This is a genomic window from Streptomyces sp. NPDC101181, from assembly GCF_044767975.1.
Taxonomy (GTDB): Bacteria; Actinomycetota; Actinomycetes; order Streptomycetales; family Streptomycetaceae; genus Streptomyces.
The window spans coordinates 21,467-45,396 of record NZ_JBIWOX010000003.1 but is presented as its reverse complement, the minus strand read 5'-3'; the positions used below and the strand labels follow the sequence as shown (position 1 = coordinate 45,396).

Genomic DNA, 23,930 nt, shown 5'->3' with positions numbered 1-23,930 from the left:
CGCAGCTCAGCGCTCCAGGAAAGCGAACAGCTCCTCCCAGCGGCGCAGCGTCTCCGGCTCGGAGAACCGCTGCACCGCGGACCGCGCGCGGGTCCCCATCGCGTCGCGCAGCCGGGGGTTGCCGGTCAGCCGCAGCAGCCGGTCGGCGAGCGCGGCGACGTCCCCCGCGGGGGCCAGCAGCCCGTCCTCGCCGTCCCGGACGATCTCCCGCACCCCGGGCGCGCAGTCGAAGGCCGCACAGGGCACCCCGGAGGCCATCGCCTCCAGCAGCGCGAGCGGGAAGCCCTCGCCGCGCGAGGACTGCACGAAGACCGAGGACTTCGCGAGCGCCCCCTCCACGTCGTCGGTGCGGCCCATCCACTCCACCGAGCCGTCCAGCCCGAGCGCCGTGCACTGGGCCTTCAGGGCGGCCTCGTCCTCGCCCGCCCCGTACACCCGCAGCGTCCACCCGGGGCGGGCCGGGGCGACCAGGGCCCAGGTGTCCAGGAGCAGGTCAATGGCCTTCTGGTCGCAGAGGCGGCCGATGCTGGCGACGGTCCTCGCGGTGCGCGGGGAGGGCAGGACGGGCAGGCGGGCGAGGGCGTTGGGCAGAAAGCCGACGTTGTTCATGCCGTCGGCGGCCCACCGGTCGGCGTCCTCCTCGGTGAGGACGAGCCAGTGGTCGAGGTCCCGGTACTGGTTCCTGATCCAGCGGTAGCGGTGACCGGCCCGGGAGTAGTCGTAGGACTCGTGGCTCATCCCGATGACCCTCAGCCCGCTGGTGTCGGCCTCCGAGACCCACTCCATCGCCCAGACCTGGGTGACGATGACGACCGCGCCGGGCCGGGCGGTCGCGAAGAGCTCCGAGAGCCGGGCCACCGCCTCCTTCTTGGAGGCGACCCGGGCCGCCTCCCCGCGGCGGGTGGGGAGGCGGAAGCGGTCCCGGAGGCCGTGGGGCGTCCAGGGGGTCGGGGGGTGCGCGGGGTAGAGGGCGGTGACGGGGTGGGCGGGCTGCTCGGGCAGCGCCATCGTGAGGTCGGCGGAGTGGATGCCGACGACGTGGACGCGGTGGCCCTGCTGGGCGAAGAGACGGGCGGTCTGGTGCGTCCAGCCGGTGACGCCGCCGAGTTCGTCGGTGGTGTTGGAGACGAAGAAGATGTCGCGGCTCATCGGCCGGCCCCCCGGTCGTGGTCGGTGGTCTGACGGGCGCCCCGCGAGGCCCGGGGCCCGAAGACGGCCGCGACCGTGGCACGGGCCGCGTCACCCCGGTCGAAGGCCCCGAACTCCGCGGCGAAGGCGGCGCGCCGGCCGGCGTGGCGGGTCTCGGACTTCTTCAGCTCGGCGAGGGCGGCGAACAGCTCGTCCTGGGTTTCGGTCACCGGCCCCGGCGCCTTCTCCCGCAGGTCGAAGTAGCTGCCGCGGTCGGCCGCGTAGGCCTCCAGGTCGGGGGCGAACAGCAGGATCGGCCGGTCGAGGAGGGCGAAGTCGAACATGATCGAGGAGTAGTCGGTGACCAGCACGTCGGTGAGGGCGAGGAGTTCGCTGACGTCGTGGTGGCGGGAGACGTCGACGACGGTCCCGGGCGGGCAGACGGGCAGCCGCGCCGACTCCAGGTAGTGGGCCCGCACGAGCAGGGTGTGGGTGTCCCCGAACCGCTCGGCGAACTCCCTTACGTCCAGCAGCAGTCGGCGCTTGCGCTGCTTTCCGGGTCCGCCGCGGAAGGTCGGCGCGTACAGCACGGTCTTCTTGTGGTCGGCGAGGCCGAGGGCTGCGGCGAGCGGCGGACGCGGCAGCCGTCCCTCCGCCTCGGAGCGGTCACGCGCGGCGAGCAGCGCGTCGTTGCGGGGGTAGCCGGTGCGCAGCAGCCGCTCCTCGGGGATGCGGTAGGCGCGGGCGAGGGTGTCCACGTCGTGCTCGGAGCGGACGAGGAAGTGGTCGAAGCGGTCGACGGCCCGCTGGAGCCGTTCGCGGTGCGGGGCGTTCTGGATCCGTACGCGGGTCTCGTCGAAGCCCATCCGTTTGTACGCGGAGCCGTGCCAGGTCTGGAGGTAGGTGGTGTGGGCGGGCTTGCGCAGGTGCTGGGGGAAGCCCTGGTTGTCGACCCAGAACTCGGCGCGGGCCAGCGCCCACAGGTAGCGCCAGGACCAGCGGCGCACCAGGCGGGCGTCGTCCGGGAATCCGGCCGGGGAGGCGTCGTGGGACCAGGTGGCGTGGAGCCGGAGGCCCTGGCGGCGGATCTCCTCGTACAGGGCGCGCGGGCTGTCGCCGTAGTTGGTGCCCATGTGGCTCTCGAAGACGACGGAGCCCCGGCGGACCGGGAGCCGGGTGAGCCAGGTGTTGTAGGCGGTGGTCTTGAAGCCCCGGGAGCGGTAGCGGTCCGCGCGTTTACGGACCGCCCTGGCCAGTAGTTTGGCCTTGCGGGCGGGGCGGAAGCGGGTGGCGTAGCGGACCAGGCGGCGGGTGGTGCGGGCCGGGCGGCGGCGGGCGGTGAGGCGGAGCGCCAGGTGGTCCTTGAGGGTGATGTAGGGCTCCCAGGTGTCCCCGGCGAGCGGACCGAGCCGGGGCCGGGCGGCGAACCGGAGGGCGTCGGGCACCTGGTCCCGGGGGGCGAACAGGTCGCTGACGGACCGGACCCCGTCCGCCTCCACGATCAGCCGCGCGTCCCACGCCGTGTCGCGTACGCCCACGGGGCGCAGCAGGCGCGAGACGTCGGCGCGCACCCGCCAGCTGATCCCGGTCCCGTCGTGCCGCACCTCGTGGGCCGGGAACGCGACGGCGCGCGCCCCGCCCCGGCCCCGGAACTCCAGAGTCGCGGTGAGGGGCGCGTCGGGGGCCGGCCCGCCGTGGCCGGGCAGCACGAGGCGCCCCTCGAGCAGCAGGGCGCCGCTGTCCCCGGCGCACCGGGTGAGCCGGTTCAGCAGCCGCTGCTCGCCGAACCCGCGGTACTGGTAGCCGACGTCGGTGACGTCGACGGGGCACCGCTCGTCCCACGCCACCCGCCCGTCCGGGCCCGTGACGAGCGGGGCGCACACGGTGGCGGGCCAGACCAGCGCGTACGCGGCGGCCAGCACGCGCTCCGGGTCGCCGCCGGCCAGCTCGCCCACCGCGACCCGCTCCAGCGGCGGCAGGCCCGGCGGGACGGGGCCGGTCAGGGTGCGGGCGGCGGCGGTGGCGGCCCGCGCGCGGCGGGCGGCGGGCAGTCGGGGGAAGGACTTGGCGAGCGGCACGAGATGGTCGCGGGCGAAGGCCTCCTCACGTGCCTCGCGCAGTTCGGGCAGTCCGAGGGCGACCAGGGTGTTGGCGACCCTGCGGTGCGCCTCGACCAGGGCGGTGAGGTCGCGGGCCCGGTCGGGGGCGGGCCGCCCGGTCACGATCAGGCGGCGCACCAGGGCGATCCGGCCGACCGCGGCGGCGGCGAGCGGCCCGAACAGGATCTCGCCGTGCGCCAGGTCCTCCTCGTAGCGCAGGCCGTGCCGCCGGACGGCTTCGCGGCGCAGGCAGAAGCCGGTCACCAGGGCGTCCCGGACGACGAGCCCGGGGGCGTCGGTGAAGTGGGCGAGGGTGCGGGAGCGGGCGTACAGCTCGCCCTGCCAGGACGGCTCCCGTTCCTTGCCGTCCTCGTCGGCGGCCCGGCTCCAGCGGCCCGCGACCAGGTCGGCGCGGCCGCGTTCGCCCGCCTGCCAGAGGTTGCGGCAGGCGTGGCGCTGGAGGCGTTCGCCGGGGCCGAGGACCAGGACGTAGCGGCCGGACGCCGCGTCCAGGCCCGCGTTGCGCAGGGCCCCGGTGGTGCGGGCGGCCGGGTCGGCGTGGATCAGGCGGACCCGGTCGGGGGCCCGGTCGGCGAGGGCGCGGGCGGCGGTGCGGGTGGCCGCTCCCGCGGCCGAGGCGAGGACGATGACGGCCTCGGCGGCGCGCAGGGACTGGCCGAGCACGGAGTCGACGGAGGCGCGCAGGGCGTCCGCCTCGGCCGGGCCGCCCGCGCCGTCCCCGCCACCGGTGATCACACAGCTGAAGTCGCTCATGCCGGCTCCCCCTTGAGCATCCGGTCCACGACCCGGGCGGCGGCGGTCCCGTCGTCGAGGTCGCAGAACGCCTCCCGGAACTGTCCGTAAGCCTCCCGGTGTCCGGCGGTGGCGGCCTCGGGGTCGCGGAGCGCGGCCACCACCCCGGCGGAGTCGGGGATCAGCGGCCCGGGGGCCCGGCGTTCGAAGTCGAAGCAGAAGCCGCGCAGGGTGTCGCGGTAGTGCGCCAGGTCGTAGGTGTGGAAGAGCATCGGGCGCCCGGTCTGCGCGAAGTCGAACATGATCGAGGAGTAGTCGGTGACCAGGACGTCGCTGATGAGCAGCAGTTCGGTGGTGTCCGGGTGGCGGGAGACGTCGCGGACGAAGTCGGTGTCGGGGACGCTGCCGCCGACGAGGTAGTGGCGGCGCACCAGCAGCACGCTGTCCTCGCCGATGGCCTCGCGGGCCCGCTCCAGGTCGAGTTGGAGGTCGAGCCCGTAGCGGCCGCCCTGCCGGGGCTGGTCCTCGCGCCAGGTCGGGGCGTAGAGGACGACCCGCCGCCCTTCGGGGATCGCGAGGCGTTCGCGTACGGCGGCGGCGACCTTGGCCCGGTCGGCGGCGAACAGCAGGTCGTTGCGGGGGTAGCCGCACTCCAGGACCTCGCCGGTGTAGCCGAAGGCGCGGCGCAGGACGGGGGTGGAGAAGCTGTTCGGGGAGACGAGGACGCTCCACTGGGCGGAGCGGCGCTCCAGGGACGCCATGTAGGCGGCGTCGGCGTGCGGGGTGCCCGCGAGGTCGCGGCCGATGCGCTTGAGGGGGGTGCCGTGCCAGGTCTGGACGACGCACTGGCCGTCGGCCCGCTCGAACCACTGCGGCAGATGGGTGTTGGTGACGATCCACCGGCTGCGGGCGAGCGCCTTATACCACTCGGCGCTGTGCAGGGCGACGGGCCGGACCCCGTCGGGCACGGCCGCCTGCTGGTCGCGGACGGCCCACAGGTGCTCGATGTCCCCCTCGCGGGAGGCGAGTTCGCGGTGGATGGCGCGGGGCGAGTCGGAGAACTGGCGGCCGTCGTAGCTGGAGTAGAGGACGGCGGGGCGCGAGGCGGCCGGGGCGACCGCGCGGAGCACGGCGTAGCGTTCGCGCCGGACACGCTGCCCGTACGGTCCCCGGTCGGCGGCCGGGAGGGAGCTGCCGGACTCCAGGACGAGCCGGTCGTGGTGGCGTCGCTGGAGGGTGAAGTCCCGTCCGCCCAGGTGGTGGTGGCGGGGCAGCGTGCCGTGCAGGGGGGTGCCGAGGCGCAGCGGACGGTACGCCTCCGGGTCGCGTTCGCCCGGTTCCCGCAGGAAGAGGTACCAGCGCCCCTCGGACAGCGGCAGGGCGCCCGCGGGGCCGTCGACGGCGGCGGGTGCGACGACGGCCCGGAAGCCCTCGCCCTCGCGGCGCTCCAGCGGGACGGCGGCCTCCTCGTGGTGGCCGCTGTGGCGCAGGACGAGTTCGTGGGCGGCCGCGGCGGGCGCCGCGAACGTGCCGGTGAGGACCAGCCGCCCGTCCCACTCGACGGCGGTGACGAGCGGCGCCGCGGTCCGGTCGGTCAGCACCAGGTCGCCGGAGGGGTTGGGGGCGACGTGCAGCTCGCGGCCGCCGGGCAGCGGGTGGCGGCCGTCCTCGGCGTCGGGGCGGGCGGCCACGGTCAACGGCTTGCCCTCGCCGATGAGTTGCACACCCCAGATGTCGTCCTCGCCGCGGAAGGCGCTGAGCGGGATGTCCGCCGCCCGGGAGCCCCGCGAGCCGCGCAGGGCGAACTCCCGGGTCTCCTTGCTGCGCCATTCGGTGAGCCGAAGGGCCACCGGCCCGGCGTCGGCGAGGAGCTTCACCTCCAGGCGCACGGCGTCCTCCACGGCCGACTGCCCGGTCAGGACGGCGGCGACGCGTTCGGTGCGCAGCTCCAGCTTGTTGCCGGACAGGACGGGTACGACCCGGGTCCGCTCGTCGGTGTAGGTCACGGCGGGCGGGGCGGGGGTGCCGACGAGGCGCATGGGGCCCCGGCGCGGGCGGCCCGCGCCGATCACGACGGCCTCCGGCTTCCACACCGTACGGCCGTCCCCGGACCGGGCGACGAGCCTGCGCGGGTCGATGACCGCCTCGAACCCGGCCCGGTCGTAGCGGTGCAGGGAGCGGCCGGAGCGGGCGGTGGCCTCGTCGCCGGGGACGGGGCGGGTCCGCAGCGGGATCATCCGCCGCCCGGACCGCAGCCAGCCGAGCCGCACCGGGCCGCCGGGGGCGTTGCGGACGTAGGCGTACCCGGTGAGCCGGAGCAGCCCGTCCCGCCAGACGGCCTCGGTGAGGTGGGCGTGGACGGGCAGGTCGGCGGGGGTCAGCGCGGTGACGGCGGACGGCAACGGGGCCCGGACGGCGGGGTGGTGGGCGCGGGGGCGGAGCAGGCCGCGTACGTGGAAGGTGTCCCGGTCCTTCTTCTCGTCGGCGAGGAGGGCGAGGAGTTCGGCCGTGCGGCGCTCGCGGATCAGCTGCCACTTGACCCGCAGATGCAGGGGCAGCCCGGCGAGGACGTCCGGTTCGACGGTGGCGGCGAACGCGTTCGCGTGGTCGAGGAACGCCTCGTGGAACTCCGCGTCGCCGTCCGGCAGGGCCTCGATGAACAGCCAGAGGTCGCCGGAGAGGGCATGGGCGTCGTAACGCCGCTTCGCCTCGGCCCCCTCCGGGGTGTCCGCCCGGCCGGCGAGGAACCGGCTGACGGTGGTGACGGCGGTGACCCGGTCGCGGATGCCCTGGGGCACGGCCCGGCGGGTGGTGATCGAGCCGTCCCGGTCGCGCCAGTGGTAGACGGGCTCCGCCACGACGTCGACGGACCGGGCGAGGAAGTGGGCGGGCAGGACGACGGCGATGTCCTCGTAGAGCACCCCGGTCGGGAAGGCGAAGGCGTGCTCGTCCCAGAAGGCCCGGCGGAAGACCTTGTTGCAGGCGATACGGTCCCCGAGCAGCATCCAGTCCCGGGTGACATGGGTGGCCGAGCGGGCCTTCTCCATCGGCCTGCGGTACATCGGGGACTGCTCCAGCTCCCCGTTCACTCGCAGCCTGAGCACGTTGCCGGTGGCGAAGTCGGAGCCGGATCGGTCCAGTTCGACCAGCATCCGGGCGTACGCGCCGGGCGGGACGATGTCGTCGCTGTCCACGAACGTCAGGAACTCCGCCGCGGAACAGGCCTCGCGGACCCCGGTGTTGCGGGCCGCGCCGAGCCCGGCGTTCTCCTGCCGGACCAGCCGGAAGCGGGGGTCGCGGTCCGCGAACTCCTGGGCGATGACCGGGCCGTCGTCCGTGGAGCCGTCGTCCACGAGGACGACCTCCAGGTCCGTCATGGTCTGCGCGGCGAGCGAGGTCAGACAGGCACCGAGGTACTCCTCGACGTTGTAGAGGGGGACGACGACGGTGAGACGGGGTGCCATCGCAGCGCACGATCCTTCCGGGCGGACGGCATCGGGGGTGCCGGTCGCGGGGTGTTGGGGGATGTCCGGCCATCCCCGGGGGCCATGGGGTACAACCCGCGCCACGGTGCCCGGTCACCCGAGGGGGCCCGTTCGGGTGACAGGACGGGCGGAGTCCGGCGTCGGGGGGCGCGCCGGTGACGCGTTCGAGCCCCGCGCCGGGGAGGACACGGGGCTCGGAGGCCGGCGAGGCCGTGGAGGGGCCGGGTCAGGGCTTGACGGCGATCCGGCCCTCGTCCATGCGCAGCAGCAACAGCCGCTCGCCGGTCTTGTCGAGGAACTCGTCGACCGCCTGTCGCGAGCCCTGCCAGTAGCCGTAGTCGTCGATCAGCAGCACTCCGCCGGGCACCAACCGCTCGTAGAGGTGCTCCAGTTCGTGCTTGGTGGAGGCGTACCAGTCGGTGTCCAGGCGCAGGATGGAGATCTGCTCGGGGGCCTGCCCGGGGACGGTGTCCTCGACCCGCCCACGCACGTAGTGCACGCGCTCCTTGGGGTACGGGACGTTCTCGAAGCCGGCCTGGACGTCCTCCAGGGACGCGACCGCCCAGATCGGCCGGTCCTTGCCCTGGGCGTCGAGCAGTTCCCGGGCCGGGCGGCCGTCGCGCCGCAGGTCCTCGTCGGTGGGCGGGGTCATCCCCTCGTACGTGTCGAAGAGATACAGCTCGCGCTCGCTCTCGCCGACGGACAGCAGGGTGCGGGCGCAGGCCTGCATGGAGCCGCCGCGCCAGACGCCGCACTCGACGATGTCGCCCGGGATGCCGTGCCGGGCGATGTACCGGGTGGCGAGGATGAAGGCGTTGAGCCGCTCGGGCGAGGTCATCGAATAGGGCTTGACCGCCCGGATGATCTCCTTGGCCTCGTCGTCGTAGTCCTGCGGGAACGCGAGGGCGGGCTTCTTCGGCTTCGGCTTCGGCGCCGGGGAGGTCGCCGCGTCCGGGGCGGGGACGGAGGCGGGGGCGGGGTCCGCCGGGGCGGTGCGGGCGGCGGGCACCGGGACGCGCCTGAGCTGATATCCGGTGAGCTGCTGAAGGACGCCGTTGACGGCGTTGCGCCAAGCCATGGCCCGGGACAGTACGCGCGTTTTGCGGCTCATGTCATCTTTCGTCAACCTGCCATTGATCGGGGCGGCTCCGGCGCGGCCGCGCTCCGGTGCACGGACGCGCCCTGCGCGGGCACCTCTTCGGCGCGGCCGCACCGCGCGCGGCCGTCCAGCGGCGCGGGCAGCGGTACGGAGTCGACGCCGCCGACCCGGTTGGCCCACCACACCGCCAGCTCCCGTACGGCGAACATCGTCAGCCGGGGGTAGCGCCGCGGCTTGCGGAAGACGCCGACGGAGTCGCCCCAGTAGGCGGCCTTCTTGTCGATGGCCCGGTAGTCGTGCCAGATGCCCTTCCGCGGCGGGAAGTCGGTGTAGGCCTCGACCAGTTCGAGCCGGGAGTGGGCGGCGAGGGCGCGGAATCCGTCAGGGTAGTAGCGCCAGCAGTCCTGCGCGTCGTGGACATGGCCGCGCGAGGGGGCGGTGACGAAGGCGAGGCCGCCGGGCTTGAGGACCCGGGCGATCTCCAGCATCGACGCCCAGAAGAACGGGATGTGCTCGAACGCCTGCCCGGAGAGGACGACATCGGCGCTGCCGGTCCGCGCGGGGATGCGGTACGGCTTCTTCATCACGGCGTCCACGTTGGGTCCGTCCTGCACGTCGACGCCGAAGTAGTCGATCCGGTGCCCGGCCAGCAGCGCGCGGTGGGTGCGGGTCTGCTTCCCGGAGACACGGGAGCCAAGGTCGACGACCCGGTAGACCCCGCCGCCCGACGCCGCCCCGGGCCCCGCGGGTCCTTCGACGGGCAGGTACTCCTTGACGCAGAGTTCCATCTGCTCGTAGGCGGACCGGTGCATGGGCGTCTCCCAACATGGCGGGGGTGAGCGAGCTGTGGGGCTCAACGACCGTGCGGGGCGGAGGACTCGGCATCGGACAGCCGTTGGGCCATCCGGGTGGCGGCGGGCCCGGTCCCGGCGGCGGTCGCCTCGCTCAGCCGGGCAGGTCGAAGAACCGCCGTACGACGCGTTCCGCCGCGTGTCCGTCGTCGTACGGGCAGAACCGCTCCCGGAACGCGCCGCGCAGCGAGGCCGCGGCGGGCGAGCGCCACTCCCCCGTACGGAACGCCTCGACCAGCTCGCCGGAGGTGGTGGTGACCGTGCCGGGGGTGTCGCCGGGGTGGCCGGAGAGCAGGTCGAAATAGGTGCCGCGCGTGCTGCGGTAGGCGTCCCAGTCGGGGGCGTGGACGACGACGGGCCGGTCCAGGCAGGCGTAGTCGAAGGTCAGCGAGGAGTAGTCGGTGATCAACGCGTCGGCGGCCAGGCAGAGTTCCTCGACACGGGGGTGCGCGGTCACGTCGCGGACCCGGCCGGTGGGCTCCGGTGCGCCCGCGACGGCCGCGGACCGCCCGTAGAAGTAGTGGGCTCGCATCAACAGGACGTATTCCGGACCCAGTTCGCGGGTGAGGTGTTCCGGGTCGAGGTCGGGTGCGAAGCCGTCGCGGTAGTCGCGGTGGGTGGGGGCGTACAGCAGGGCGGTCTGCCCCTCGGCGATGCCCAGTTCGGCGCGGATCTTCGCGATGTCCTCGGCGGTGGCGGTGAAGTACGCGTCGTTGCGCGGGTATCCGAGGTCGAGCCGTTCGTAGGGCGCGTGAGCCGGGGCCGGGTAGACGCGGTCCCAGATCTCGGTACTGTGCGGGTTGGCGGAGAGGCTGAAGTCCCACTGGGCGACATGGGCGAGGATCCTGCCGAAGTCGGTCCGGCCGGCGAGGACGGGGTAGTCGCGCTGGTCGAGCCCCATCGTCTTGAGCGGGGTTCCGTGGTGGGTCTGGAGATAGCGCTGTCCGGGCCGCTTGGTGAAACCTCCCGGAAAGCTGGAGTTGTTGACCAGGTAGGTGGCGGTGGCCATGGCCCGCCAGTAGGGGCGCGACCCCTCGATGACGTACGGCACCCCCGGGGGCATCCGGTCGCGGTGCCGGGAGGAGACCACCCACACCCCCCGGATGTGCGGGGCGAGTTCGCGGGCCTTGGCGTGGATCGCGGCCGGGTTGCAGGCCACGCCCCGGTTCCAGTACGCCCCGTAGACGGCGAGGTGCGGGTCGAGCGGGCGGCGGAGGTCGGCACGGTAGACGGCCCGCAGCACCTGGCGGCGGAGGAACCGCTTCGCGGAGGCTGCGGAGAGTCGGCGGGGCATGGCAGCCGAGCGTAGTGCCGGACCGGTCCGGCGGGCGGCCCGCGTTCACCCGTTCGGGTCAGCGTCGGTGACCCCGGGACCCGCCCCCTGTTGACCAGGACATGAAGTCACCACTCCTCAGCGTCGTCGTCCCCGTCCACAACGTCGAGGACTACCTGGAGGACTGCCTGCGCTCGGTGGCGGACCAGAGCCTCGACGCGATCGAGGTGGTCATGGTCGACGACGGCTCCACGGACGGCAGCGCGGCGATCGCGGCGGAGTTCGCCGCCCGGGACAGCCGCTTCCGCCTGGTCCGGCAGCGGAACGCGGGCCTCAGCGCGGCCCGGAACACCGGCGTCCGGCACACCACGCCCACCACGCCCTACCTGGCGTTCGCCGACAGCGACGACTTCGTCGTGCACGACGCGTACGAGCGGATGACGGCCTCGCTGGAGGCGACCGGCTCCGACCTGGCGACCGGCAACGTGTGGCGGCTGACCGGGCGGGGACGCCACCAGGCCTGGCAGTACCGCTGGCTGACCGCGAGCCGGCCGCGCACCCACATCACCCGCGACCCGCGCCTGCTCGCCGACCGGGTGGCGTGGAACAAGGTGTTCCGCCGCTCGTTCTGGGACGCGCACGCCTTCGCCTTCCCCGAGGGCAAGCTGTACGAGGACACCCCCGTCATGATCCCGGCGCACTATCTCGCCGGGTCCGTCGACGTCCTGCACGAGCACGTCTACTACTGGCGGGTGCGGGAGGGCTCCATCACCCGGCGGCGCACGGACGTCCGGGGCGTACGGGACCGGATCGCCGCGTGCGAGCAGGTCAGCGCGTTCCTGGGCGGGCGCGGGGACTTGGAGCGGCGGCGGGCGTACGACCTGTCCTGTCTGCGCGACGACTTCGGGTACTTCCTGGACGGGCTGCCGATGGGCGGTGACGCCTATCGGGCGGCGTTCCTCCAGGACGCCGGGGCGTTCGTCGACCGGCTGGGGCCCGAGGCGCTGGAGGGGCTGCCGGTGGAGCTGCGCGTGAAGTGGTCCCTGGTGCGCGAGCGGCGGGCCGACGAGCTGCTGGCCGTGCTCGCCTTCGAACGGGACAACGGCGCGGGCACGTTCACCGTGGCCGGGGCGCCCGGCCGACGGCGGGCCGTGTACCCCGGGGTGCGCGGCGCGGGCACCCGGCTCACGCGCACGGACATCCCCGCGGTGGCCCGGCTCCTGGAGGCGCGCTGGGGTGAGGACGGCACGCTGCGGCTGCGCGGGTACGCCTATCCGCGCAACCTGCCCGCCGCCTCCGACCGGGGGCGGATCACCGTGGGGATGCTGCGGGCGGAGCGGGGGCGGCGGGTGCGCCCGGTGCCGGTGCGGTCGCTGCGGGAGCCCGAGGCCACGGTGAACTCCGGTCAGGAGCTGCACGGTTACGACCACTCGGGCTTCGAGATGGTCCTGGACCCCGACAGGCTGCCCGCCTCGGAGGAGGGCGGCTGGCTGGTCGGCCTGGTGCTGGCCGGGCGCGGCACGGTCCGCCGGGTCGCGGTGCGCGCCACCGACACGGGGGCGGAGCAGCCGCTGGTGCACGATCTGGGGGACGGGCGGCGGGCGGTGCTCGATCACCGGGGCGGCCGACTGCGGCTGACGGTGTCGCGGCCGACCGCGCTGGCGGAGACGCACCGGGCGGTGGACGGGTCCGGCACGCTGGAGCTCACCGGGCGGCTCTTCGGCGGGGGCCCCTTCCCCACCGCGCTGGTGCTGGACCGCGAGGGCGCGCAGGAGCGTTCCCTCGCGGTGGAGTGCGAGGCGGGCGACGCGGCGGGGGCGGCCTTCACCGTCCGGGTTCCGCTCGCCGAACTCGCCGCCGTGCCGCCCGCCCCGCCCCGCGCCCCGCGCGAGGTCGAGGCGGCGGACGACCCCGCGGGCGCGGCCCGGTGGCGGGCCCGGCTGCTGCTGCCCGACGGCACCCGGGTCCCGCTGCCCGCCGCCCTGGATCTGGCGCCGCCCGCCTGCGCGGACGCGGCGGGGAACCTGGTGCTCGACCCGGCGGGGACACCGGTCGCGGACCGGGTGGAGGCGGTGCCCGGCGGACGGGGTGCGGTGCGGATCTCGGGGACGTACACCGATGGCCCCGGCACCGGCACCGCGCGTCTGCGCCTGCGCCACGAGACGCTGGGTGAGACGGTCCCGGTCGCGGAGGTCGCCGTGGACCGGGCGCCGGACGGTACGGCGGGCGGCCGGTTCTCCGCGCTGATCGTCCCGCCGCTCCCGGAGGGCCGCTGGGGCCTGGGGCTGGACGACCGCCCCGTGCGCGTCCTCGCCTCCACCGCCGCGCACCTGCCGTGCGGGGACGCCGTCCTGCGGCTGGAGCGGCGGCACGGCGACCGGCTGTACGTCGTCGCGGGCCCGGAAGGGGAACCCGCGCCGGACCCGGGGGCGGGCGAAGCGGCGGGGGCGGTCGCGTTCGTGGGGGTGCGCGAGGCGGCGGGGGCTGAAGGGGCGCGCGAGGCGGGCGCGCGGGAGCCGTCCGCCGGGCGCAGTGCGTACGGCAGACGGCTGCTGCGCACCGTGCACTACCGCGACCGGCGCACCACCTCCCCCCTCCGCGACACCGTCCTCTACGCGGGCGGCGACTCCCCGCGCGCCGTCCACGCCGAACTGGTCCGCCGGGGCACGGACGCCGAACACCTCTGGGTCACCGGGACCCTGCCCGGCCGCGCCACCCACGTGCCGCCCGGCGCGCGGGCGCTCCCCGTGCACAGCACCGCCTGGTACGAGGCGCTGGCGTGCTCCCGGCGGATCGTCACTGACGGACAGCTGCCCGGGTGGTTCGAGCGCCGGGCCGGGCAGACGGTCGTGCAGACCTGGCACGGCACCCCCCTCGGCCGCTTCGGCACCGCTCTGGCGAACACCCTCTACGCCGACCACCAGTACCTCGCCACCCTGGCGCACCGATCGGCCCAGTGGTCGGTGGTGGTCTCCCCGAGCCGGTTCGCCACCCCGTGGCTGCGCCGGTCGCTCGCGTACGGCGGCGAGGTGCTGGAGGCCGGTTCGCCCGCCAACGACGTCCTGTTCCCGCCCGACCGGGACAAGGCCGCCGAGGAGGTGCGGCGCGGGCTCGGCATCCCCGCCGGGCAGCGCATCGTGCTGTACGCCCCCACCTACCGCGACCATCTGGCCCACCCCCCGTCCGCCTCCCCCGACCGCACGGCCCCCGGCCCCTACCGCTGGGACCCGGCGCTCGACCCGCACGCCCTGGCCCGGACGCTCGGCCCGGACCACACGGTGCTGGTCCGCCGACACCCCCGGGTCACCGGGAGCGTCGGGGAGGGGCCCGGTGTGCTCGACGTCTCCGGGCACCCGGGGGCGGCCGGGCTGCTCCTGTTCGCCGACGTCCTGGTGACGGACTACGCGGGGCTGATGTTCGACTTCGCGCTGACGGGCCGCCCGATGCTGTTCCACACCCACGACCTGGAGCACTACCGGGACACGGTGCGCGGGTTCTGCCTGGACTTCGAGACCCGGGCGCCCGGACCGCTGCTGGTCACCACGGACGAGGTGGCGCAGGCGCTGCGCGACACCGGCGCCCTGGCCGCCCGGCACGCCGACGCGTACGAGAGTTTCCGCCGCGACTACTGCGATCTGGACGACGGAGGTGCGGCGGCCCGGGTCGCGGACCGGCTGCTCGCGGAGTAGCACCCGCCGTCGAGCGGCCGCCTGCCGCCAGCCGCCCGGCACCCGGCCCGCGGCACCCGGCCCGCGTGCGTCCGCCGCCGCTGCGCCCCTGGGCCGCCGGGGTGCCGACGGCTTGCGGGGTGCCAGTGGCTCGCCGGGGTGCCGCCGGTCCGCTCCGGCCGTCGTCGCGCGAAATCCCCCGGACGAGTGGCGGCGGGGAGAGCGGGCCCGCCGCACGGAACCCATCAGGTGTGTCCCTCTCCCCCGCACCCTCCGCCCCGTCCGACCTCCCGCCCTCCGCCGCGCCCGAAAGCGACGAGACGACCCGGCCGCCCCTGTGGCTGCCGTCGCCGTATCTGCTGCTCGGCGGGGTGCTGTGGGCGCTGTTCTCGGCCGCCGCCTGGCAGGCGCCGCTGTGCTGCGAGGCCGGACTCCAGGCGGCCGTCGTCGAACGGCTGAAGGCGAGCCTGCTGCACCCGGCGTTCCCGATGACGGACCTGCCCGCCGTGGCGAGCGCCCACTACTCCCCGTACGCGCTGCTCCAGGGGCTGACCGCCCGTGCGTCCGGTCTCTCGGGGGCGTCCGTCGTGGCGCTGAGCGCCTCGGTGAACCTGCTGCTCCTGCTCACCGGGGTCGGCCGCCTCACCAGGATGCTCACCCCCAGCCGCTGGGCGCCGGTCCTCGTGCTGGTGCCGCTGGCGCTGGTGCACTGGGCGGACCCGGCCCGCTGGAGCGCGCCCGGTACGTTCGCGATCGCGCTCACCCTGCACCTGTGGGCGTGGACCGGTCTCGCGGCCTCCCGCGTCCCGCTGCCGGGCGGCCCCCGGCCGCGCCGGACGCCCCGGTGGGCGGAGGCGGCGGGTCTGGGCGTGCTGCTCGGGCTCGTCCTGCTGGTCGACGCGCCGACGGCGATCGGTGCGACGATCGGCTGCGTCGCGCTGATCGCGGTCCGTTCGCGGACCCGGATCCGGCCGACGCTGCGGCGGTGGGCCTTCGTCGCGGTCTGCGCGGCGGCCGTGGCGGCGCTGTGGCCGTACTACAACGGGCTCACCGCGCCGCGTACCCCGCCCGAGGGCGGGACCACGTCCCCGCCGGGGACCGCGGAGGCGCGGACGGCCGGGGAGCCGTACTCCTGGGCGACGGCGCACGTCCCGGCGGGCGAGGTGGTCCTGACGGACAGCCGCCCCGCGATGTACGCCTTGGCCGGGCACGGGGCGTACGTCCTGGCCGACGCGCTGCCGGACGCCGGGCTCGCGGCCACGGAGCGGCGGGAGCGGAGCCGGGCGGTGGCCGCGTACCTGGACGCGTCGACCCCGCAGGCCCGGCGGGACGGGATCATCGAGCGGTACGGGGTGCGGTGGCTGCTGCTGACCCGCGACCAGCGGCTGCCGAAGAACGCGACGGTGCTGGCCTTCAGCCCGCGCACGGGCGAGGTGCTGGCCCGGGTGGCGGGGACGGGGCAGGCCCAGGCGCGGGCGGCGGGGGGCTGAGACCCGGGCACCCGGCCCGTTCCGCTCAGTTCCGCCGGAGCGCCGCGACCGCCGAGGCCGCCAGGTCGTCGAGGTAGCCCTCGGGCAGGTCGCCCCGGACGACGACGAGACGCCAGTACAGCGGGCCGACGATCAGGTCGAGCGCCCGGTCCGGATCGCTGCCCTCGGGAAGCTCCCCCCGGGCGACCGCCTCCCGGACGACCACGGCGGCCACGCCCTGCTGCTGGTCCAGGAGGGCGGCCTTGATCGCGTCGGAGATCTCCGGACTGCGGGCGGCCTCCACCAGCAGGTCCGGGATGACCTGCGAGGCGACCGGGTGGCGCAGGGCGTAGGCGGCCAGTTCCAGGACGGCGCGGACGTCCCCGTACAGCGAACCGGTGGCCGGGGCGGGCATCCCCTGCGCGGCGACGGCGGCGACCAGGTCGAGGACGAGGGCCAGCTTGGACTTCCAGCGGCGGTAGACGGCGGTCTTGCCGACCCCGGCCCGCCGCGCGATGCCCTCGATGGACATCCGGGCGAACCCCACCGCGGCCAGTTCCTCGAAGACCGCCGCCCGGATGGCGTCGGTGACGTCCTCGCGCAGGACGGCGGCGCCTGCGGGGGCGCGGCGGCGGGTTCCCCGTTCGGTGGTCATGGCCCGCATGATAGTCGGCCGCGACGAAACGGTTGCGTTGCGACGTAGGGACGCCCTACTCTCGGCGTTACGACGATACGGTGCCGTCCCAACGAGTCCGTAGCGTCCCCCCTCCTCCGTCGACGTCGAAAGCGATCGATCGTTGAGCCAGACAGCAGCCCCGCCGCCCCCGGCGACCGCCCCCTCGAAGGACGCCCCGGTCGCCTCCTCCGCCCACGTCCCCGCCTACGCCCCCGGGGAGCTGGCGGCCCTGGCCGCCCGGCACGGCCTGACGGTCAGCGGGGCCCGGCCGTCGCTGCCCGAGTACGTCCGGCAGCTCTGGGGGCGGCGGCACTTCATCGCCGCGTTCGCGACGGCCAAGCTGACGGCCCAGTACAGCCAGGCCAAGCTGGGTCAGATCTGGCAGATCATGACGCCGCTGCTGAACGCGACGGTCTACTACTTCATCTTCGGCGTCCTGATGAACACCAAGCACGGGGTGGCGGACTTCGTCCCGTTCCTGGTCACCGGGGTGTTCATCTGGACCTTCACCAGCAGTTCGATCACCGCGGGGACCCGGGCCATCAGCGGCAACATCGGGCTGGTGCGGGCCCTGCACTTCCCGCGCGCCTCACTGCCGGTGGCCCTGGCGCTCCAGCAGTTGCAGCAGCTGCTGTTCTCGCTGGGCGCGCTGACCCTGATCCTGCTGGCGTTCGGCCAGTACCCGCGGCCGTCCTGGCTGCTGGCCCTCCCGGCGCTCGCGCTCCAGGCGCTGTTCAACACCGGGGTGTCGATGGCGGTGGCCCGGCTGACGGCGAAGACCCCGGACATCGCGCAGCTGACCCCGTTCGTGCTGCGGACCTGGATGTACTCCTCGGGCGTGATGTGGAGCCTGGACCACCTGCTCGCGGGCGAGCGGGTGCCGCGCGCGGTGATGGTGCTGCTGGAGTACAACCCGGCGGCGGTCTACATCAACCTCATGCGGTTCGCCCTCATCGACAGCTACGACGCGGGACAGCTGCCCCCGCACGTGTGGGCGGCCGCGACGGGCTGGGCGCTGCTCTGCGGGGTGGCGGGATTCGTCTACTTCTGGAAGGCAGAGGAGACCTACGGACGTGGCTGACCTCCAGGACAACTCCGGGGACCCCCGCGTCCCGACGGTCGTCGTCGACGACGTCCACATCACGTACACCGTCAACGGCGCCCGCGGCGGCAGGGGCAGCGCCACCTCGGCGCTCAGCCGGATCACCTCCCGCCGCCGTACGCCCGGCGCCCGCACGGTGCACGCCGTGAAGGGCGTCAGCTTCGCCGCGTACAAGGGCGAGGCGATCGGCCTGATCGGCTCCAACGGCTCCGGGAAGTCGACCCTGCTCAAGGCCGTCGCGGGGCTGCTGCCGCCGTCGAGCGGTAAGGTCCATACCCGGGGACAGCCCTCGCTGCTCGGGGTGAACGCGGCCCTGATGGGCGATCTGACCGGCGAGCGCAACGTGGTGCTGGGCGGCCTCGCGATGGGGATGACGCGCGAGCAGATCCGGGAACGCTACGACGACATCGTCGACTTCTCCGGGATCAACGAGAAGGGCGACTTCATCACCCTGCCGATGCGGACGTACTCCTCCGGCATGGGCGCCCGGCTCCGCTTCTCCATCGCGGCCGCCAAGAGCCACGACGTGCTGCTCATCGACGAGGCGCTGTCCACGGGCGACGCGAAGTTCCAGCGCCGCAGCACCGACCGCATCAAGGAGCTGCGCGCCGAGGCGGGCACGGTCTTCCTGGTCAGCCACAGCAACAAGTCGATCACCGAGACCTGCGACCGGGCGCTGTGGCTGGAGGCGGGCACCCTGCGGATGGACGGCCCGGCGAAGGACGTGGTGAAGGAGTACGAGGCCTTCACCAAGCGCAAGTAGCCCCGCCCGAGCCCTGCGCCGAGGGGGCGGCGCGCCCATGACGAGCCGCTGGGCCGGGAGGGGCGGCGCCCCTGTAGGGCGCCGTCCCTCCCGCGCGTGAGCCTCGCGCGGGAGGCGCTGACGCGAACCCCTCACGCGGAGTGCCCGACGCTAGGCGAGCCGCTTCACGCGTGCGTGCGCAGCAGCGTCCGCATCGTGCGCATCGCCACCGACAGGTTCGCCAGGTCGAACGCGTCCGAGCCCTGGATCTCCTCCAGCGTCGACCGCGACCGCGCCAGGATCGCCGCGTTCTTCTCCTCCCAGGCCCGGAACCGCTCCTCCGGGGTGGAGGTCCCGTCGCCCACGCTCAGCACGTCCGCGGTGAGGGCCGCGTGCGCCGCGTACAGGTCCTCGCGGATGGAGACGCGGGCCATGGACTGCCAGCGGTCGGCCCGCGGCAGCTCGATGATCCGGTCCATCAGCTGGGTGATCCGTAGCCGGTCCGCGAGGTCGTAGTAGACCTCGGCGACCTCCAGCGGGTCCTTGCCCGTGCGGTCCGCGATGGCGACGATGTCCAGCGCCGGGAAGGCGGACGAGAAGCCGGCGACCCGCGCCGCCAGCTCGTCCGGGACGCCCGCACCCGTCAGCTCGTCGCGGATCGAGTGGTACCACTCCAGGTCCGCGCCCTTGACCAGCTTGGGCAGCTCGCTCCAGACCCGCTCGACGCCCTCCCGGAACATCTCGATGGTCTCGGCGATCGCGACGGGCTGCGGCCGGTTGCCCAGCAGCCAGCGCGAGCCGCGCTCCACCAGCCGCCGCGAGTGCAGCCGGATGCGGGTCTGGACGTCGGCGGCGACCTTGTTGTCGAGCGCCTCCACCGCGTCCCACACCCCGGAGAGGCCGAAGATCTCGCGGGCCGTGAACTGGGCCCGGACGATCTCCTCGATCGACGCCCCGGTCTCCTCCCGCAGCCGGTGCAGGAAGGTCGAACCGGCGGTGTTGACCGTGTCGTTGACCAGGACCGTCGTGATGATCTCGCGGCGCAGCGCGTGCGCGTCGACCGCCTCGGGGAACCGCTCGCGCAGCTCGCTGGGGAAGTAGGCGTGCACCAGCTTCTGCAGGTGCGGGTCGTCCGGCAGGACGGTGGAGATCAGCTCGTCGGCCGCGGTGATCTTGGTGTACGCGAGCAGGACCGCCAGCTCGGGCTGGGTGAGCCCCTTGCCGTTGTTCAGCAGCTCCCGGATGTGCCGGTCGGCGGGCAGGAACTCCAGCTCCCGGTTCAGTTCGCCGTCGCGCTCCAGGCGGCGCATGAAGCGCTGCTGGGCCTGGAGGAGGGACGGGGCCTGGGCGGAGGCGTTGGAGAGGGCGACGTTCTGCGCGTAGTTGTTGCGCAGGACGAGCGTGCCCACCTCGTCGGTCATGTCCGCGAGCAGCTTGTTGCGCTGCTTGACGGTCATGTCGCCGTCCCGGACCAGCCCGTTGAGCAGGATCTTGATGTTCACCTCGTGGTCGGAGGTGTCCACACCGGCGCTGTTGTCGATCGCGTCGGTGTCGATCCGGCCGCCGTCGCGGGCGAACTCGATGCGGCCGAGCTGGGTGGCGCCGAGGTTGCCGCCCTCGCCGACGACCTTGGCCCGCAGGTCCTCGCCGTTGACGCGGATCGCGTCGTTCGCCTTGTCGCCGACATCGGCGTTGGACTCGGAGACGGCCTTGACGTAGGTGCCGATGCCGCCGTTCCACATCAGGTCGACGGGGGCCTTGAGGATGGTCTGCATCAGCTCGGCGGGGGTCATCTTGCCGACCGAGCCGTCGATGCCGAGCGCCTCGCGGATGTGCGCGTTGAGCGGGATCGACTTGGCGCTGCGCGGGTGGATGCCGCCGCCCGCGGAGAGCAGCTTCGTGTTGTAGTCGTCCCAGGAGCTGCGGGGCAGGTCGAAGAGCCGGCGGCGCTCGGCGTAGGAGGTCGCGGCGTCCGGGGCCGGGTCGATGAAGATGTGCCGGTGGTCGAAGGCGGCGACCAGACGGATGTGCTCGGAGAGCAGCATGCCGTTGCCGAACACGTCGCCGGACATGTCCCCGACGCCGACGACGGTGAAGTCCTGGGTCTGGGTGTCGTGGCCCAGCTCCCGGAAGTGCCGCTTGACGGACTCCCAGGCGCCGCGGGCGGTGATGCCCATGCCCTTGTGGTCGTAGCCCGCCGAACCTCCGGAGGCGAACGCGTCCCCGAGCCAGAACCCGTAGGCGACGGCGACCTCGTTGGCGATGTCGGAGAAGCTCGCGGTGCCCTTGTCGGCGGCGACGACGAGGTAGGTGTCGTCCTCGTCGTGGCGTACGACGTCGGCGGGGGGCACGACCTCCCCGGCGACCATGTTGTCGGTGATGTCGAGCAGCGCGGAGATGAACGTGCGGTAGGCGGCGATGCCTTCGGCGAACCAGGCGTCCCGGTCGGCGGACGGGTCCGGGAGCTGCTTGGCGACGAAGCCGCCCTTGGCGCCGACGGGCACGATGACGGTGTTCTTCACCATCTGCGCCTTGACCAGCCCGAGCACCTCCGTACGGAAGTCCTCGCGCCGGTCGGACCAGCGCAGCCCGCCGCGGGCGACCTTGCCGAAGCGCAGGTGGACGCCCTCCACCCGGGGGGAGTAGACCCAGATCTCGAACGCCGGGCGGGGCGCGGGGAGGTCCGGGATGGCCTGCGGGTCGAACTTCATCGAGACGTAGGAGTGCGGTGTGCCGTCCTGCGTGTGCTGGAAGAAGTTGGTGCGCAGGGTGGCCTTGATGACGGTGAGGAAGGACCGCAGGATGCGGTCCTCGTCCAGGGAGGCGACCTGGTCCAGGGCTCCGTCGAGCTCTTCCAGGAGGCCGTCGGTCAGCTCCAGGCCCGCGCTCTGGCGGCCGGGCGACATCCGCGCCTCGAAGAGCGAGACGAGCAGCCGGGTGGTGTGGACGTTGTTGCGGAGCGTGGACTCCATGTAGTCCTGGCTGAAGGTCGAACCGGCCTGCCGCAGGTACTTAGCGTAGGCGCGGAGCACCATGGCCTGACGCCAGTTCAGTCCGGCGCCGAGGATCAGCGCGTTGAAGCCGTCGTTCTCCGCGGCTCCCTGCCAGACCGCGGCGAATGCCTCCTGGAAGCGGGTGCGGGCGTCGTCGGCGAGGTAGCCGCCGTTGCCGTTGACCAGGGGCATCCGCAGCCCGAAGTCGTAGACCCAGGCGTGGGTACGGTCCGCGCAGCGCAGCTCGTAGGGGCGCTCGTCGACGACCTCGACGCCGAGCTGCTGGAGGGCGGGCAGGACGGCGGAGAGGGAGACCTGCTCACCGGTGCGGTAGATCTTGAAGCGCCGCTCGCCGGGGCCCGCGCCGACGGGCTCGTACAGGCTGAGGGCGAAGTCCTTCTCCCCCTCCTTGAGGGTCTCCAGGTGGACCAGGTCGGAGACGGCGGCGCGCGGCGAGTGGTCGGCCTTGTAGCCCTCGGGGAACGAGTGGCCGTACTGGCGCTGGAGCTCGGCGCCGCGCTCCTCGCCCAGCTCGGCGGTGAGGGCTTCCTGGAAGCCGTCGGCCCAGGAGCGGGCGGCCTCGACGAGCCGGGCCTCGACGCGGTCGGCGTCGGCGTCGGTGAGGTGCGGCAGCTCGGTGCCGACCGGGACCCGGATCACGAAGTGCAGCCGGGAGAGGATCGACTCGGTGTTCCAGGCGGTGAAGTCGACGCTGGTGCCGCCCAGTTCCTCCTTGAGGATGTCGATCAGCCGCAGGCGCACGCCGGTGGTGTAGCGGTCGCGCGGAAGGTAGACGATCGCGGAGTAGTAGCGGCCGTACTCGTCCTGGCGCAGGTAGAGCCGCAGTCGGCGGCGCTCCTGGAGGTAGAGGACGGAGGTGACGATGGAGCGGAGCTGGTCCACGGGGGTCTGGAACAGCTCGTCGCGCGGGTAGGTCTCCAGGATCTGGAGCAGGTCGCGGCCGTCGTGGCTGTTGTACGAGAAGCCCGCGCCGTCGATGACCTCGGCGACCTTGCGGCGGATGACGGGGACCCGGCGCACGGACTCGGTGTAGGCGGCGGAGGAGAAGAGGCCGAGGAAGCGGCGCTCGCCGACGACGTTCCCCTTGGCGTCGAACTTCTTCACGCCGACGTAGTCGAGATAGCTGGGGCGGTGCACGGTGGCCCGGCTGTTGGCCTTGGTCAGGACGAGCAGCTTGTGCTCGCGCGCCTTGGCGCGGACGTCGGCGGGCAGCCGGTCGAAGGACGGGCTGACCGGGTGGGCCTCGTCCTCGCTGTGGTGCGGGTCGGAGCGCAGGATGCCGAGCCCGGTGCCGGGGACGGCGGCGAGCGCGTCGCTGTCCTTCAGCTCGTACTCGCGGTAGCCGAGGAAGGTGAAGTGGTCGGCGGCGAGCCAGCGCAGCAGTTCGCGGGCCTCCTCGACCTCCTCGTCGGCCAGGTCGTCCAGCGGCTCGCCCGGCAGGTCGTCGGCGATCCGGAGGGCGGAGTCCCGCATCTTCCCCCAGTCCTCGACGGTCTCGCGGACGTCGGACAGGACGCGCAGCAGGTCGGTGGTGATCTGCTGGAGGTCGGCGCGGTCGGTCTCGCGGTCGATCTCGACGTGGATCCAAGACTCGACCAGAGCGTCGTGCGGCAGCTCGGGGCCGTGGTTGCGGGGCTGCTCCTGGGCGTCGCGGGTGCCCTCGGGGGCCGGGAAGGCCTTGGGGGCACGGGGGCCGCCGGAGAGGACCTCGACGAGCTTGCCGGTGACGTCGCGGCGGACGGTGACCTGCGGGTGGATCACGACATGGATGCCGCGGCCCTGCCGGGACAGCTCGTTGGTGACGGAGTCCACGAGGAAGGGCATGTCGTCGGTGACGACCTCGACGACGGAGTGGCTGCACGTCCAGCCGTTCTCCTCGACCGTCGGGGTGTGCACGCGCACGTTGGCGGTGCCCTGCGGGCGGTTCCCCGCCAGCCGGTAGTGGGAGGCGGCGGCGCCGAAGACGTCGACCGGGTCCCGGGCGCCGAGGTCTTCGGGAGCCGTGTGGAGGTAGTAGCGCTGGAGGTAGGCGAGCATCGCGTCCTGACCGGGGTGGGCGCTCTCGTCCACCCCGGTGGTGACCTGCACCCGGGGTGCGCTCCCCGGGCCACCGGCACCACCGCCCGGACTGTTGTCAGCTACCTGGGCAGCCCGTGCGAGCAGCTCGGCCTTGGCTTCGTCCAGCTTGGTCTGCATGTCCTCTGGCTCCTGTCGCGCGCCGTTGCGTGACGTAGGTGAGAAAAACGACGTACCGCCACGACGCGGGGTTTCCGGTCTGGATCGACGCTATGCCGCTTCGAGAGTTCCCCGGGACCACATGGGCCGTTCTTGACGGCCGGTCCGGGGTCGGAAGATCGCGGATCGCCCGGGTGCGGTGGCACTCCGGGCGGTGGCCGGGGGCTTCAGTGCCCCCGAGGCGTATCGCGCTGATCACGGCACCAGGCTATCGCCCCCGCACCCCGCCCCGTCATGAGCTCCTTGCGTACAAAACAACCCCCCGAACTTTGACACTCTGGACAGTCCGCCACACCTTTCCGGCGAAAGCCGTGAAACCGGCTCATTCGCCCGGAT

The 23,930-nt window shown here is 73.8% G+C and carries 12 protein-coding genes; 4 read left to right on the top strand and 8 right to left on the bottom strand.

Annotation, left to right across the window (positions count from 1 at the left end; all coding sequences use genetic code 11):
- Positions 1-6 precede the first annotated feature (6 nt).
- The 6 genes from ACIRRU_RS06900 to ACIRRU_RS06875 all read right to left on the bottom strand — a co-directional run bounded on the left by ACIRRU_RS06900 (position 7) and on the right by ACIRRU_RS06875 (position 10,709).
- Positions 7-1,149, bottom strand: a complete 1,143-nt coding sequence (locus tag ACIRRU_RS06900; protein ID WP_403677140.1) for a glycosyltransferase — start codon at positions 1,147-1,149, stop codon at positions 7-9.
- Positions 1,146-4,001, bottom strand: a complete 2,856-nt coding sequence (locus ACIRRU_RS06895) for a CDP-glycerol glycerophosphotransferase family protein (RefSeq protein ID WP_403677137.1) — start codon at positions 3,999-4,001, stop codon at positions 1,146-1,148. The genes ACIRRU_RS06900 and ACIRRU_RS06895 overlap by 4 nt, the downstream gene beginning before the upstream one ends.
- On the bottom strand, positions 3,998-7,444 hold the full coding sequence (locus ACIRRU_RS06890) for a CDP-glycerol glycerophosphotransferase family protein (protein ID WP_403677135.1): 3,447 nt from the start codon (positions 7,442-7,444) through the stop codon (positions 3,998-4,000). Before ACIRRU_RS06890 ends, ACIRRU_RS06895 begins: the two co-directional genes overlap by 4 nt.
- Before the next feature lie 247 nt (positions 7,445-7,691).
- On the bottom strand, positions 7,692-8,576 hold the full coding sequence (locus ACIRRU_RS06885; RefSeq protein ID WP_403677132.1) for a TylF/MycF/NovP-related O-methyltransferase: 885 nt from the start codon (positions 8,574-8,576) through the stop codon (positions 7,692-7,694).
- Positions 8,577-8,587: 11 nt separating this feature from the next.
- Positions 8,588-9,376, bottom strand: a complete 789-nt coding sequence (locus ACIRRU_RS06880) for a methyltransferase domain-containing protein (protein WP_403677129.1) — start codon at positions 9,374-9,376, stop codon at positions 8,588-8,590.
- Positions 9,377-9,509: 133 nt separating this feature from the next.
- Positions 9,510-10,709, bottom strand: a complete 1,200-nt coding sequence (locus tag ACIRRU_RS06875) for a CDP-glycerol glycerophosphotransferase family protein (RefSeq protein WP_403677126.1) — start codon at positions 10,707-10,709, stop codon at positions 9,510-9,512.
- 101 nt (positions 10,710-10,810) lie between these two features.
- Here ACIRRU_RS06875 and ACIRRU_RS06870 point away from each other — a divergent pair, with 101 nt between their 5' ends.
- Positions 10,811-14,377 (top strand): CDP-glycerol glycerophosphotransferase family protein, encoded by a 3,567-nt coding sequence (locus ACIRRU_RS06870; protein ID WP_403677123.1) that lies wholly within the window; start codon positions 10,811-10,813, stop codon positions 14,375-14,377.
- Between the two features lie 230 nt (positions 14,378-14,607).
- Entirely contained in the window at positions 14,608-15,846 is a 1,239-nt protein-coding gene (locus ACIRRU_RS06865) for a hypothetical protein (RefSeq protein WP_403677120.1), read from the top strand.
- A 25-nt stretch (positions 15,847-15,871) separates the two neighbouring features.
- Here the strand turns inward: ACIRRU_RS06865 and ACIRRU_RS06860 are convergent, their stop codons facing one another.
- Positions 15,872-16,480 (bottom strand): TetR/AcrR family transcriptional regulator, encoded by a 609-nt coding sequence (locus tag ACIRRU_RS06860; RefSeq protein WP_403677117.1) that lies wholly within the window; start codon positions 16,478-16,480, stop codon positions 15,872-15,874.
- 142 nt (positions 16,481-16,622) lie between these two features.
- On the opposite strand from ACIRRU_RS06860, the gene ACIRRU_RS06855 reads away from it, so the two are divergent.
- Both ACIRRU_RS06855 and ACIRRU_RS06850 read left to right on the top strand, forming a co-directional pair.
- Positions 16,623-17,582 carry an ABC transporter permease gene (locus tag ACIRRU_RS06855; protein WP_403677114.1) on the top strand — a complete coding sequence of 320 codons (960 nt, stop codon included), beginning with the start codon at positions 16,623-16,625 and terminating at the stop codon, positions 17,580-17,582.
- Entirely contained in the window at positions 17,575-18,366 is a 792-nt protein-coding gene (locus ACIRRU_RS06850; protein ID WP_363199815.1) for an ABC transporter ATP-binding protein, read from the top strand. The genes ACIRRU_RS06855 and ACIRRU_RS06850 overlap by 8 nt, the downstream gene beginning before the upstream one ends.
- A gap of 164 nt (positions 18,367-18,530) precedes the next feature.
- On the opposite strand, the gene ACIRRU_RS06845 is transcribed toward ACIRRU_RS06850, so the two are convergent.
- Positions 18,531-23,555 carry an NAD-glutamate dehydrogenase gene (locus tag ACIRRU_RS06845; protein WP_403677111.1) on the bottom strand — a complete coding sequence of 1,675 codons (5,025 nt, stop codon included), beginning with the start codon at positions 23,553-23,555 and terminating at the stop codon, positions 18,531-18,533.
- Between the last annotated feature and the right edge of the window lie 375 nt (positions 23,556-23,930).